This window comes from Streptomyces sp. C36, from assembly GCF_040932295.1.
GTDB classification, from domain to species: Bacteria; Actinomycetota; Actinomycetes; order Streptomycetales; family Streptomycetaceae; genus Streptomyces; species Streptomyces triculaminicus.
The window spans coordinates 339,057-352,747 of the sequence record NZ_JBFQGI010000007.1; the positions used below are offsets into that span (position 1 = coordinate 339,057).

Annotated in this window: 10 protein-coding genes and 1 tRNA gene; 8 read left to right on the forward strand and 3 right to left on the reverse strand. The window is 69.4% G+C overall.

Features of this window, described 5'->3' with window-relative positions:
* Nucleotides 1-334 precede the first annotated feature (334 nt).
* Complete coding sequence (locus AB4K12_RS22885) at nucleotides 335-1,951, forward strand: M4 family metallopeptidase (RefSeq protein ID WP_368435976.1); 1,617 nt, start codon at nucleotides 335-337, stop codon at nucleotides 1,949-1,951.
* Between the two features lie 79 nt (nucleotides 1,952-2,030).
* Nucleotides 2,031-2,525, forward strand: a complete 495-nt coding sequence (locus AB4K12_RS22890) for a hypothetical protein (RefSeq protein ID WP_368435977.1) — start codon at nucleotides 2,031-2,033, stop codon at nucleotides 2,523-2,525.
* Nucleotides 2,526-2,561: 36 nt separating this feature from the next.
* Here the strand turns inward: AB4K12_RS22890 and AB4K12_RS22895 are convergent, their stop codons facing one another.
* Nucleotides 2,562-3,266, reverse strand: coding sequence for a pentapeptide repeat-containing protein (locus AB4K12_RS22895; RefSeq protein WP_368435978.1), 705 nt, complete (start codon nucleotides 3,264-3,266; stop codon nucleotides 2,562-2,564).
* A gap of 173 nt (nucleotides 3,267-3,439) precedes the next feature.
* Here AB4K12_RS22895 and AB4K12_RS22900 point away from each other — a divergent pair, with 173 nt between their 5' ends.
* From AB4K12_RS22900 to AB4K12_RS22910, 3 genes are all read left to right on the forward strand, one after another.
* Complete coding sequence (locus AB4K12_RS22900) at nucleotides 3,440-4,450, forward strand: zinc-binding dehydrogenase (RefSeq protein ID WP_368435979.1); 1,011 nt, start codon at nucleotides 3,440-3,442, stop codon at nucleotides 4,448-4,450.
* Between the two features lie 131 nt (nucleotides 4,451-4,581).
* Nucleotides 4,582-6,141, forward strand: a complete 1,560-nt coding sequence (locus AB4K12_RS22905; RefSeq protein ID WP_368435980.1) for a DHA2 family efflux MFS transporter permease subunit — start codon at nucleotides 4,582-4,584, stop codon at nucleotides 6,139-6,141.
* 71 nt (nucleotides 6,142-6,212) lie between these two features.
* Nucleotides 6,213-6,701, forward strand: coding sequence for an N-acetyltransferase family protein (locus AB4K12_RS22910; protein WP_368435981.1), 489 nt, complete (start codon nucleotides 6,213-6,215; stop codon nucleotides 6,699-6,701).
* Nucleotides 6,702-6,740: 39 nt separating this feature from the next.
* Here AB4K12_RS22910 and AB4K12_RS22915 read toward each other — a convergent pair whose 3' ends face one another.
* On the reverse strand, nucleotides 6,741-7,844 hold the full coding sequence (locus AB4K12_RS22915; protein WP_368435982.1) for an aminopeptidase P family protein: 1,104 nt from the start codon (nucleotides 7,842-7,844) through the stop codon (nucleotides 6,741-6,743).
* Between the two features lie 240 nt (nucleotides 7,845-8,084).
* Here AB4K12_RS22915 and AB4K12_RS22920 point away from each other — a divergent pair, with 240 nt between their 5' ends.
* On the forward strand, nucleotides 8,085-10,259 hold the full coding sequence (locus AB4K12_RS22920; protein WP_368435983.1) for an MMPL family transporter: 2,175 nt from the start codon (nucleotides 8,085-8,087) through the stop codon (nucleotides 10,257-10,259).
* Nucleotides 10,260-10,350: 91 nt separating this feature from the next.
* On the opposite strand, the gene AB4K12_RS22925 is transcribed toward AB4K12_RS22920, so the two are convergent.
* Nucleotides 10,351-10,424 (reverse strand) — tRNA-Thr (locus AB4K12_RS22925).
* A 216-nt stretch (nucleotides 10,425-10,640) separates the two neighbouring features.
* Here AB4K12_RS22925 and AB4K12_RS22930 point away from each other — a divergent pair.
* Nucleotides 10,641-12,035 carry an RNA-guided endonuclease InsQ/TnpB family protein gene (locus AB4K12_RS22930; protein ID WP_368435984.1) on the forward strand — a complete coding sequence of 465 codons (1,395 nt, stop codon included), beginning with the start codon at nucleotides 10,641-10,643 and terminating at the stop codon, nucleotides 12,033-12,035.
* Between the two features lie 356 nt (nucleotides 12,036-12,391).
* Nucleotides 12,392-13,516 (forward strand): ABC transporter ATP-binding protein, encoded by a 1,125-nt coding sequence (locus AB4K12_RS22935; protein WP_368436086.1) that lies wholly within the window; start codon nucleotides 12,392-12,394, stop codon nucleotides 13,514-13,516.
* The last annotated feature ends 175 nt before the right edge of the window (nucleotides 13,517-13,691 follow it).

The window sequence follows — 13,691 nt, forward strand, 5'->3', positions numbered from 1 at the left end:
TTCCGCTTCCGGGTAGTGCCTGATCTTCATGCGCTTAGCCTCATCTCCGGCCCCATTAATGCCGTTTCGCCGCACCCGGAAACCTTCCGTGTGCGATCCGGTGGGCCAACACGCCCTGGCGAACAGTTGAACACCTCTTCGATTCTGCTCAACTCGCCGCATAGCGGACTCAATCCACCGGTCATCGGTTACCGGCAAGTCAATTCCTTGTTGCGCCCCTGTCAAAGTCGATCGATCGATGGCACTCTCTCCTCAATTCACTCCTGCACAACTCCTGCATCAACGGGCGGCCTCACTCCAGGGTTGCCCGTAACCCCCCTCATAGGAGACTGAGTTGAGAAGCTTCACCGCCACCTCCCGCAAGAACTCCCTGCGTGCCGCCGCCCTGGTCGCCTCGGCCACCATGGTCGTGATCGGTGTGCAGACGGGCTCGGCGAGCGCCTCGGCCACCAAGAGCGACGGCGGGCAGCAGCTCGCGCTCTCCGCCGGGCAGCGGGCTTCCGCGATCAAGGACGCGCAGGGCGCGACCTCCTCCGTCGCCTCGAAGATCGGCCTCGGCGGCAAGGAGAAGCTGGTCGTCCGTGACGTCGTCAAGGACGCGGACGGTACGGTGCACACGCGCTACGAGCGCACGTTCGACGGCCTGCCGGTCCTCGGCGGCGACCTGGTCGTGCACCAGAAGAAGAACGGTGACCGCGACGTCACCAAGGCGACCGACGCCGACATAGCCGTGCCCAGCACGTCGCCCTCGCTGGCGCCCTCCGCCGCGAAGAAGAGCGCGCTCGGCGTCGCCGCCGACCAGAAGACCGCCAAGGCGGACGCCGGCCAGGCGCGCAAGGTGATCTGGGCCGCGCAGGGCAAGCCGGTCCTGGCGTACGAGACGACCGTCACCGGCGTCCAGAAGGACGGCACGCCGAGCAAGCTGCAGGTGATCACCGACGCGAACACCGGCAAGAAGCTCTTCCAGAACGAGACCATCCACACCGGCTCGGGCACCAGCACCTACAGCGGCACCGTTCCGCTGACCACCACGCAGTCGGGCTCGAGCTACACCCTCACCGACGGCGCCCGTGGCGGCCACAAGACGTACGACCTGAACCAGGGCACCGACGGCACCGGCGCGCTCTTCACCAACTCCAGCGACGTCTGGGGCGCGGGTCGCCAGAAGGCCGCCGTCGACGCGCACTACGGTGCGGCCGTCACCTGGGACTTCTACAAGAACGTGCTCGGCCGCACCGGCATCAAGGGCGACGGCGAGGGCGCGTACTCGCGGGTCCACTACGGCAACGGCTACGTCAACGCCTTCTGGGACGACGAGTGCTTCTGCATGACCTACGGCGACGGCGAGAACAACGCCAACCCGCTGACCTCGCTCGACGTGGCGGCCCACGAGATGAGCCACGGCGTCACCTCGCACACCGCCAACCTGCGCTACAGCGGTGAGTCGGGCGGCCTCAACGAGGCCACCTCCGACATCTTCGGCACCGCCGTCGAGTTCTACGCCAACAACTCGACCGACGCGGGCGACTACCTCATCGGCGAGAAGATCGACATCAACGGCGACGGCACCCCGCTGCGCTACATGGACAAGCCGAGCAAGGACGGGTCCTCGCGCGACTACTGGTCCTCGTCGCTGGGCAGCGTGGACGTCCACTACTCGTCCGGCCCCGCCAACCACTTCTTCTACCTGCTGTCCGAGGGCAGCGGCAGCAAGGTCCTGGGCGGCGTGAGCTACAACAGCCCGACCTACAACAACTCCAAGATCGCGGGTATCGGCCGGGACAAGGCCACCAAGATCTGGTACAAGGCGCTGACCACGTACTTCACCTCCACCACCAACTACAAGGCCGCCCGCACCGCCACCCTGAAGGCGACCGCGGACCTCTACGGCTCCACCAGCAACGAGTACAAGACGGTCGCCAACACCTGGACCGCGATCAACGTGAAGTAACCCCCTCACGGGTCTGCACCCGGTGCCCCCGCCGCCCCTGTGGCAGCGGGGGCACCGTTGTCGTACGTACCATCGAGACGTGATCGACCTCGGCTACTCCCTCTCCCGCCGCTTCCCCGACCCCCCGCAGACGGACTACCGCACCGCGGACGTCCACACGCTGCGGCACGACCTCTTCTGCGGCGACGTCTACCTCGCCGACGTCAAGGAAGACCGGGAACTGTCCACAGCCTGGGGATGGGTGCCGGTGCTCGACTTCGCCTGGGCCCTGTGCGACATCGTCGAGAAGGTCGACCAGGACCCCCGGGGCAGCCGTTCGGCGGCCACGCAGTTCGCCGAGCTGGACTTCACCGAGTCCACCGACTGCCTGGTCTTCGAACGCCGCTTCGGCTGGGTGGACGTCACCGCCGACTGGGCGCCGGACGAGCCCCCGCTCACCTTCGACCACCGGGCGCTGCGCCGCGAGGCGCGCGACTTCCTGCAGGACCTGATCGCCGACCTGGCCGACATGCACGAGGGCCTCGCCGACAACCCCGTCATCTGGGACCTGCAGAGCCGCTACCCGCGCGTGTGACCACGGAGGCGCCCGGGCGCCGGGGCCCCGCCGGCGTCAGTCCGCCGGCGGCGCCTCGACCCGGATGCCTATCGCCGCCGCGAAGGCCGGGGCGAGATCGAGGAGTTGGGCGGGGCTGACGATCGCCCCCGACAGCCGCTCGACGCCCCGGGCGATGTCCAGCTCCGCGACCGCCCGCAGGTCCACGTCCTTCATCTGCGTCCCCGTGAAGTCCACCCCGCGCAGCACGCAGTCACGGAAGACCACCCGCTCCAGCCGGGCGCCGCCGAAGTCGGCCTCGGACAGCACACAGCCGTCGAACGTGACGTCCTTGAGCACGGCCTTGCGCACGTTCAGATAGTCAATCTTTCCGCCCTTGACGAGGACCCGCTCCAGGACGGCGCCGTGCAGCTGCACGCCGCCGAACCGGCCGTCGCGCACCTCCACGTCGCGCAGCGACGCCCCCGCCAGGTCCGTGCCCACGCCGCGCACGCCCTCCAGCACGCAGTCCACCATCCGCACCCGGCTCAGCAGGGCCTCGTCCAGCACGCAGCGGTACAACCCGCAGTCGCCGAAGTACGCGCCCTCCCCGCTGCGGCCGGTGAAGTCCGCGTCCGTGAACGCGAGCCCGTCGTAGTCCCCCTCGGGCTCCGGCTCCCCGCCCTCGAACGGCCGCAGCTCCGGCAGCCGCACCTCCGGCAGCCTGGCCACCGGCCCCGCCTTGCCCGCCTGCCGCCGCCCGCCGCCTCGCGTCGTCCCCATGACACCCGCACCCGCTTCCCCGTAGCCACCCGTCGACCCGCCGGACCGTCACTGTCCGTGAACACACACTGGCACACCCCACTGACAACCGCCCCGGAACGCCTTGACCTCAAGCGCGGTTCAGGTTGAAGACTCAAGGTCATCGGCATCACCGACCCGCCCTGGAGCCCGCCATGCACGCCGTCCGACTGCACGCCTTCGGCCCCGCCGAGAACCTCGTCCACGAGCGGACCGGCGACCCCGTCCCCGCCCCCGGCCAGGTACGGGTCGCCGTCGCCGCGGCGGGCGTCCACCTCGTCGACGCCGCCCTGCGCTCCGGCGACCCCAACGGCCCCTACGGCCTGCCCGAGCTGCCCACGATCCCCGGACGGGAGATCTCCGGCACCGTCGACGCGCTCGGCGAGGGCACCGACCCCCGGTGGCTCGGGAAGCGCGTCGTCGCCCACATGGGCCCCGACAACCCCGGCGGCTACGCGGAACTCGCCGTCGTCGACGCCGACCGGCTGCACGAACTCCCGGAAGGGCTGGCCGAGGACCAGGCCATCGCCATGATCGGAACGGGCCGCACCGCACTCGGCATCCTCGGCTTCACCGAGCTGACCGGCGACGACGTGGTCGTGGTGCTGGCGGCGGCCGGCGGCATCGGATCGCTGCTCGTGCAGTACGCCAAGCGGGCCGGGGCCACCGTCGTGGGCCTGGCGGGCGGCCCGGCCAAGGTCCGGCACGTCCGCACGCTCGGCGCGGACGTCGCACTCGACTACGACGACCCGGCCTGGGCCGACGCCGCCCGTACGGCCCTGGACGGGCGCGCCGCCACCCTCGTCCTCGACGGCGTCGGCGGGCCGGCCGCGCGGGCCGCCGTCGACCTGCTCGGGCCCGGCGGCCTCCACCTCGTCTACGGCTGGTCCTCACAGGGAGTCACCGGCGGCGGGCCGCTGGACCTCACCCCCGAGGAACTCGCCGAGCGCTCGATCACCTCCCGGGGCGTGCTGGGCCCGGCCATGCTGGAACGATTCGGCGGCGGCCGGACCGGCCTTCGACGGCTCGAGGAGGAATCCCTCGCCCACGCCGCCGCCGGCCACGTCGTCCCCGCCGTACAGCGCTTCCCGCTCACCGAGGCCGCCGCCGCCCACCGGGCGCTCGAGACGCGCGGCACGATCGGCAAGGTCGTCCTCGTCCCCTGAGGCCCGTCACCGAAGAACCCCCCTCCCGCCAGGGGGCGCGCATCACCCGCCGGGCCTACCCTGGACTGCGAGTTTCTGCACGCTATCGGCCCGCCGCGCCCCCCGCGGCGGCCGCGAGGAGCAGATGCACCATGAGCTCGACGAGCGAGCCCTCGACGGCACCCGCGGCACCCCCTCCCCCCGCCGACCCACGCCGCTGGTGGGGGCTGGTGATCATCGCCCTCGCGCAACTGATGGTCGTCCTCGACGCCACCATCGTGAACATCGCCCTCCCCTCGGCGCAGCGCGAGCTGCACATGTCCGACGCCAACCGCCAATGGGTGATCACCGCCTACAGCCTCGCCTTCGGCGGCCTCCTGCTGCTCGGGGGCAGGATCGGCGACCTCGTCGGGCGCAAACGCACCTTCATGATCGGCCTCGTCGGCTTCGCATGCGCCTCCGCCCTGGGCGGCGCCGCCCACAGCCAGGGAATGCTGTTCGCCGCCCGCGCCCTGCAAGGCGCCTTCGCCGCCGTCCTCGCCCCGGCGGCGCTGTCCCTGCTGACCACCACGTTCACCGACCTCAAGGAACGCAGCAAAGCCTTCGGGATCTACGGCGCCATCGCCGGCGGCGGCGCCGCCATCGGCCTCATCGCCGGCGGCGTCCTGACCCAATACCTCGACTGGCGCTGGTGCCTCTACGTGAACGTCCCCATCGCCCTCATCGCCCTGCTCGGCGCCACGTGGCTGCTCCACGACCGCCGCCCCGCAGCCGCCGAACGGCCCAGCCTCGACCTCCCCGGAGTGCTGCTCGGCTGCGGCGGCCTGGTGGCCATCGTCTACGCCTGCAGCGAGGCCGTGCCACGCGGCTGGAGCGACGCCCTGGTACTCGGACTGCTGTGCGGCGGCGTCGCATTGCTCGCGGTCTTCGCCTGGTGGCAGAGCCGTACCACCAGCCCCCTGCTGCCCCTGCACATCATCCGCAACCGCAACCGCGCCGGCGCGCTCATCGTCATGGCACTGGCCGTCGTGGGCATGTTCGGCATGTTCCTGTTCATGACCTACTACCTGCAGGTCGTCCTCGGATACTCACCGCTCAAAGCCGGACTGGCCTTCCTGCCGATGACGGCCGCCATCGTCCTGTCCTCCACCCAGCTCTCCGCACGGCTCATGAACCGCCTGCCCCCGCGCCTGCTCATGACACCCGGCGCGGTCGTGGCCGCCACCGGCCTGTTCCTGCTCACCTTCCTGACCGTCGACCCCGCCTACGCCTCCCACGTACTGCCCGCCATGATCCTCCTCGGCCTCGGCATGGGCCTGGTCTTCATGCCCGTCGTCAACGTCGCCACCAGCGGAGTCGACCAACGCGACTCCGGCGTCTCCTCCGCCACCGTCAACACCGCCCAGCAGGTCGGCGGTTCCATCGGCACCGCACTGCTCAACACCATCGCCACCTCCACCAGCGCGACCTACATCGCCGCCCACCTGCAGGCCGCGGCCGCCGCCGGCACCACCGGACCGGCCGTACGGGACAGAGTCGTCAAAGAAGGCGTCGTCCACGGCTTCGGCATCGCCATAGCCTGGGGCACGGGCATCATGCTCCTCGCGGCCGTCGTCGCCTGGACCATGGTCACCGCCCGCGCCCCCGAACACGGACCCGTCGCCCCCGAATACGCCCCCGCCTACGACCCCCACCGCATGCGGGCCGTGTGAGGGCGCGCCCGTAGGCCGCCGGAGCGGAAAACCGGTGGCGGCCCCCGCACCCCCCGGCCATGCTGACGCCCATGCCGATCAGAACCGCCCACGCGGACGACTGGGCCTCCATCTGGCCCTTCTTCCACACCATCACCGCCGCCGGGCAGACCTACACCTACCCCCGCGACCTCACCTCCGAGCAAGGCCGCGGCATGTGGATGCTCACCGCACCCGCCCGCACGGTCGTAGCCGTCGACGACGACGGAACCGTCCTCGGCAGCGCCAAGATGAACCCCAACCAGATGGGCCCGGGCGCCCACATCGCCAGCGCCAGCTACATGGTCGCCCCCGAACACGCCGGCCGCGGCATCGGCCGGGCCCTGTGCGAGCACACCCTGGACTGGGCACGCGCCGAGGGCTACCACGGCATGCAGTTCAACGCCGTCGTGGAATCCAACACCCGAGCCGTCTCCCTCTGGCGCTCATGCGGCTTCACCATCGTCGGCACCGTCCCCGGCGCCTACCGCCTGCCCGACGGCACGTACACCGGGCTCCACATCATGCACCAGGCCCTCTGAGCCAGGACACCGCCCGCCTACCAGGACACCGTCCGCCTCCTAGGACACCGTCCGCAATTCCCGCGCCGTGTTGTTCAACCGCCGGGCCCCGGAATCCGTACAGGCCACAATGTCCTCGATACGCACCCCGAACCGGCCCGGCAGATAAATCCCCGGCTCGATCGAGAAACACATCCCCGGCACCAGCGGCAAATGCTCGCCCTCCACCATGTACGGCGGCTCATGCGTGGTGACACCGATCCCATGCCCCGTGCGATGGATGAAGTACTCGCCGTACCCCGCCTTACGGATCACCTGACGCGCCACCCGGTCGATCTCCTGACACGCCACCCCCGGCCGCACCGCCTCGAACGCCGCCTGCTGCGCCTCACGCACCAGATCGTGCACCTTGCGCTCCTCCGGCGTCGGCTCACCCACGTGCACCGTGCGCGTCGTGTCGGAGCCGTAGCCGCCCTTCAGGCCGCCGAAGTCCAGGACGACCATGTCGCCCTCCTCGATCATCCGGTCGCCCGCCTCATGATGCGGGTTGGCGCCATTGGGGCCCGATCCGACGATCGTGAAATCGACCTGGCTATGCCCGTTCTCGCGCAGCAACCGCGCCAGGTCCGCCGCCACCTCGGCCTCCCGGCGCCCCGCGAACGGCAGTTCGACGATCGCCTCGTACGTGGCATCCGCCGCCGCCCCCGCCGCCGCCAACCGCTCCAGCTCGTACGCGTCCTTCACCGCACGCAGCATCGGCATCGCCTCCGTCAGCGCCGCATACGCCGAACCGGGAAGCGAACGCTGCAGCGCCAGCAGATGCAGCGCCCAGGCGTTGTCCGAGACGCCGTAACGACCCCGCGGATCCAGGGCCTTGACGATCTCCGCATACGGATTCTCGCCGTCCGCCCAGCCGGTGATCCTCAACGCACCCGCGCCCGGCGCCTTTTCGGCGTCCGGCCGCTCCAAGTTCGGGACGACCAACCACGGTTTGCGATCCGGGAGCAGCAACAGCGCGGTCAGGCGCTCGGTGGTCACCGGCTCATAACCGCACAGCCATACGAGGTCGGGGCCCGGCGCGACGACCAGACCCGCCAGCCCCTCCTGCACCGCCGACCGGACGGCACGATCCATGCGCGCGGCATGGAAATCCACATCGCTCATGGGGGCAGAGTAATCCCGACGAGGGCGGTCGGCAGGGCGGCCTCTACCCCACGGGTGAGAAGGCCCTCCTCCCCAGGGCTGAGAGGCCCCCCACCCCAGGACCGATTTCCCCCTGACTCCCCCGGAAATCGTTGTGCCCGCGGAACTCCGATGCCTAGCGTGTTCATGCCCGTGCCGAACGCCCGCACGACATCCTCCCCGCGTCCGACGCCTGAAACACAGCGAAGTTGAAGGAGCACCATGTTCCGACGAGTCGGGCGGTTCGCCGTCCACCGGCCCTGGCTCACGATCGCGGGCTGGATCATCGCAGCCGTGGCCCTCGCCATGCTGGCACCGGGACTGAAGTCCACCACCGACGAAACCGAATTCCTGCCCTCGCACTACGAATCCGTACGCGTCGGCAAACTCCAGCAGAAGGCCTTCCCGCAGACCGAACAACCCGCCGCCATCGCCGTCTTCCAACGCGCCGACGGCGGCAAGCTCTCCCCCGACGACCAACGGGACATCGCCAAGGTCGCCGCCGGACTCGAGAACAAGCACCGCGAGAAGATCGGCAAGGTCGTCACCGGCCCCCAGGCCGTATCGCCCAACGGCGAGATAGCCCTCGCCAACATCATCGCCACCACCAAGAACTCCTACGACGACAAGCTGCCCGCCTCCGTCAAGAAGCTCCGCGAGGACGCCAAACCCCTCCTCAAGGACACCCATCTGAAGATGGGCATCACCGGCCAGGCCGCCAGCAACCTCGACTCCCAGGAGTCCTCCGGCGACACCGACGCCGTGATCATGATGGCGACGCTGGTCCTCATCGTCGTCCTGCTGCTCGTCATCTTCCGCAGCCCGCTCATCGCGATCCTGCCGGTCCTGATCATCGGCGTCGTCTTCTCCGTCGCCCTCGGCCTCATCGGCACCGCCGCCGACCTCGGCGGAATGAAGGCCGACAGCTCCATCTCCGCGATCCTCATCGTCGTCCTCTTCGGCGTCGGCACCGACTACATCCTCTTCCTCCTCTTCCGCTACCGCGAACACCTGCGCAACGGCCAGGAACCCAAGCAGGCCCTCGTCGACGCCGTCGCCAAGGTCGGCGAAACCATCGCCTCCGCCGCCGGCGCCGTCATCGTCGCCTTCCTCGCCCTCCTCCTGTCCACCATGGGCATGATGCGCGCCATGGGCCCCTCGCTGGCCATCTCCGTCGCCGTCACGCTCGTCGCCGCGCTCACGCTCGTACCCGCCGTCTTCTCCCTCCTCGGCACCAAGGCCTTCTGGCCCTCCAAGGCCTGGAAGAAGACCCCCAGGAACCGCTTCGCCAACGCCGTCGGCGGCGTCGTCGCCCGCCGCCCCGCCCTGGTCGCGGTCCTGTCCACCGCCGTACTCGCCGTCCTCGCCGTCGGCACCTTCAGCTTCCGGGCCGAGTTCGACACCTCCAGCCAGATGCCCCAGAAGCTGGAATCAGTCCAGGCCATGAAGGACATGCAGCGCGGCTTCTCCGCCGGCCAGTCCGACCCGGCGATGGTCTACCTCAAGTCCAAGGACGGCTCCCGCCTCGACAAGACCGCCCTCGAGACCTACCGCACCCGCCTCGAGGCCGTCGAAGGCGTCGGCAAGGCCGCACCCGCCGTCACCAACCCCGACGGCTCCGTCGCCCAGTACAGCGTCGTCCTCAAGTACGGCCCCACCGCCGACAAGGCCATCGCCCTAGCCGGCGGCCCCCTGCGCGACAACGCCCACAAGGCCGCACCGGCCGGCACCGAAGCCCTCGTCGGCGGCACCTCCGCCGTCCTGTCCGACGTCAAGGACGCCGTCGCCCACGACTACCGCGTCGTCTTCCCCGTCGCCGGACTCGCCATCATGATCATCCTGGGTCTGCTGCTGCGCAGCCTCGTGGCACCCCTCTACCTGATGATCGCCGTGGCCCTCGGCTTCGGCGCCACCCTCGGCTCCACCGTCTGGCTCTTCCAGGACTACAAGGGCGAGAGCGGCCTGCTGTTCATGCTGCCGGTCATCGTCTACCTCTTCGTCGTCGCCATCGGCACCGACTACAACATCCTCATGGTCGCCCGCCTCCGCGAAGAGGTCCGCCGCGGCATCCCGCCCCGCGAGGCCATCCGCACCGCCGTGGCCCAGTCGGCCCCCACCATCGCCTCCGCCGCGATCATCCTCGCCGGCACCTTCGGCGTCCTGATGCTGGCCGACAACTCCATGCTCCAGCAGATGGGCTTCGCCGTGGCCTTCGGCATCCTGCTCACCGCCTTCGTCATGGCGATGCTGCTCGTCCCCACGGTCACCTCGCTCCTGGGCCACAAGGCCTGGTGGCCGGGCCACCAGGACGCCCCCTGGCAGCCGGCCGTGGCGGCGGACCCGCAGGGCGCGGACACGGTGACGTGGAGCAAGGAGGGCGAGGAGGCGCGGCGATAGCCGTACGACCTGTTCGCCAGAGCAAAAACGTAACGGCCCTCCGGGATCGCTCCCGGAGGGCCGTTACGTGCGCTGAGCTGCGCTTTTACCGAGCCGCCTGTCGGAATCGAACCGACGACCTGAGTATTACAAGTACTCCGCTCTAGCCAACTGAGCTAAGGCGGCAGCGCCCACGGGTTGATGCCCGTAGAGGCGAGACCACTCTACACAGGGCCCAGTTCCACCATCCACAAAGCAGGCGAGCGGCCATCGCGCCCGGCCCCGGAATGCACTGCCCCATTTATGCCGAGAAAATGACTTAGCCCTTCATCCGTGTCTTTATCAGCTCTTCGCCGTTGACACTGATGTGCTGGTCCGATCGTCAGCACATGGGAGGGGTTGATGGCAGGGCAGGAGGGATCGCCCGCCGAGCGGCCGACCAGGGTCACCGGCGACGAGGCGCGGCGCATCAAGCGTGAAGATCTCGGGATACCCGGGCGCAGCAAGCACGAGAAGCGGGCCGCTGGGCCCATGAGGGGGCGTACGAAGGCGGCGGGCACGCGGGAGCGTACCTATCGTTTCCGTTTCTATCCGAGCCCTGGTCAGGCGGATCAGTTGGTGAGGACCTTCGGTGCCTGTCGGTGGGTCTACAACCGGGGGTTGGACCTTCGCCGGGAGGGTTGGGAGCGGCATCGTGTGTCGATCGGTTATGCGGAGACGTGCCGGGCTTTGACGGGGTGGCGGCGGGCCGAGGAGACGTCGTGGTTGCGGGAGGTGTCGTCGACGGTGTTGCAGCAGTCGTTGCGGCATCTGGACGGTGCGTTCAAGCGATTCTTCCGGGAGGCGGCCAGGTATCCGCGGGGGAAGAAGAAGGGCCGGTCGAGGGATTCGGCTACGTATGTGCGGACGGGGTTTCGTTGGGTGGAGGACCCGGAGCGGCCCGGTACGGGGCTGGTGACGCTGGCCAAGCAGTCCGAGCCGTTGGATGTGCGGTGGTCGCGTGCGCTGCCGTCGGGGGCGCATCCGGTGAAGGTCACGGTGACGCGGGACAGGGCGGGGAGGTACTTCCTGTCGGTTCTCGTCGAGGAGAGCGTCTCCCGGCTCTCCCCTGTCGTCGGTAAGGCCGTCGGCGTGGATGTGGGGATCACGTCGCTGGTGACGCTGGACGACGGCAGCAAGGTCGACCATCCGCGTCTGCTGCGGCGCTACCGCGCCCGGCTGGCGCGGCTGCAGCGGCAGTTGCATCGCAAGCGGAGGGGGTCCAGGAACCGCGAGAAGGCGCGGCTGGCCATCGCCCGCCTGCATGCCCGTATCGGTGACGTACGCAGAGATCTGCTCGATCAGCTCACCACCCGCCTCGTGCGCGAGAACCAAGTGCTCGTGGTGGAGGGTTTGGACATCGAGGGGTTGAAGCGTCGTCGGTCCGGCATGGACAAGCGGCTGCGGGCCAGGCTCAACGAGGGGATCACGGATGCGGGCTGGGGTGCGTTGCTGCGCCGGCTCGCCTACAAGGCCGAGTGGTACGGCCGGACGCTGGTCGTCGTCGACCCGCGTTATCCGTCCACGAGGATTTGTTCTCATTGCCGAGCCGTGGAAGGCCCAACCGATTTGTCGGTACGCATCTGGGCCTGTGCGGCATGCGGTGCGACTCACGACCGGGACGGGAACGCGGCGGTGAATCTCCGGGAGGAGGGGCTGCGCCTGTATCGCCTGGTGGTGGGTGCCGAGCCGGGCGAGCGGGCGGCACCGCCCCTGATCAGGGCCGTGGACCTCGCCACGTACGGGCAAGCAGTTTGAGATAGACACTCCGCACCGGACCGACGGGCCGTCGGCCGTAACGCCTGTGGAGCCTGCGCAAGACCAGCCGGGGCATTCCTCAAGGATGCCGCCGCGAGCGGAGAATTCCGCTCGTTGCTGGCTGCGGGCGGAAAGCACCCCATTGCGGGTGAAGGAAGCAGGAAGCCCAAGCCAGTGAGGGCACGGTCAAAAAGCCGTTGCTCTACCTCCATCTCCACCCACATCGTGACCCGTCACCTGCTGACAACCGCCCTTCGCGCGGGTACCGTCACCAGCACCCCAGCCCAGATGGACTGGACCACTCCCTCTACTTCGGATCGTCCGGCACGTTCCTGCCGGTGAAGGGACTCATCACCATGGCCACGGTCACGTACGACAAGGCAACCCGCATCTACCCGGGTTCCGACATGCCCGCCGTCGATCAGCTCGACATCGCGATCGAGGACGGCGAATTCCTCGTCCTGGTCGGCCCCTCGGGCTGCGGCAAGTCCACCTCGCTGCGGATGCTGGCGGGGCTCGAGGACGTCGACGGCGGGGCGATCCGCATCGGCGACCGCGATGTGACGCACCTGCCGCCCAAGGACAGGGACATCGCGATGGTGTTCCAGAACTACGCGCTGTACCCGCACATGACCGTCGCCGACAACATGGGCTTCGCCCTGAAGATCGCGGGCGTCAACAAGACCGAGATCCGGCAGAAGGTCGAGGACGCGGCCCGCATCCTGGACCTCACCGAGTACCTGGGCCGCAAGCCCAAGGCGCTCTCCGGCGGTCAGCGTCAGCGTGTGGCGATGGGGCGTGCGATCGTCCGTGAGCCTCAGGTGTTCCTGATGGACGAGCCGCTGTCGAACCTGGACGCGAAGCTGCGCGTGCAGACCCGTACGCAGATCGCGGGGCTGCAGCGGCGGCTCGGCATTACGACGGTGTACGTCACCCACGACCAGGTCGAGGCGATGACCATGGGCGACCGGGTGGCGGTGCTCAAGGACGGGCTGCTGCAGCAGGTGGACTCGCCGCGCAACATGTACGACCGCCCGGCCAATCTCTTCGTGGCGGGTTTCATCGGCTCGCCGGCGATGAACCTGGTGGAGGTGCCGATCACGGACGGCGGCGTGAAGTTCGGCAACAGTGTGGTGCCGGTCTCGCGCGAGGCCCTGGCGTCCGCCGCCGACAAGGGCGACCGGACGGTCACGGTCGGCGTCCGGCCCGAGCACTTCGACCTGGTGGAGGGCGCCGGCTCGGTGGGTTCGCTGAGCAAGGACGCTCCGGCTGGCGTGGCCGTGACCGTGAACGTGGTCGAGGAGCTGGGCGCCGACGGCTACGTGTACGGGACCGCCGAGGTCGGCGGCGAGGACAAGGACATCGTGGTCCGCGTCAACGGGCGGAACGTCCCGGCGAAGGGTTCCGTGCTGCACGTGGTGCCGCGGCCGGGCGAGCTGCATGTGTTCTCGACGTCCTCGGGCGAGCGTCTGAGCGACTGATCGCGGGGCGGTCCGGGCGGCCGGCGCACGGGGGCCGGAGGTGAGTGGGGCGGTGCTGTCGCGGGGGTTTCCGCTTGGGCGGTAAATACCCCGGCAGACCCCTCATTTCGACTCCCGTGCGTCAACCCGGTACCTGCATACGGGCGCGGCGGCATCACTCGACCGGGTGACTAGA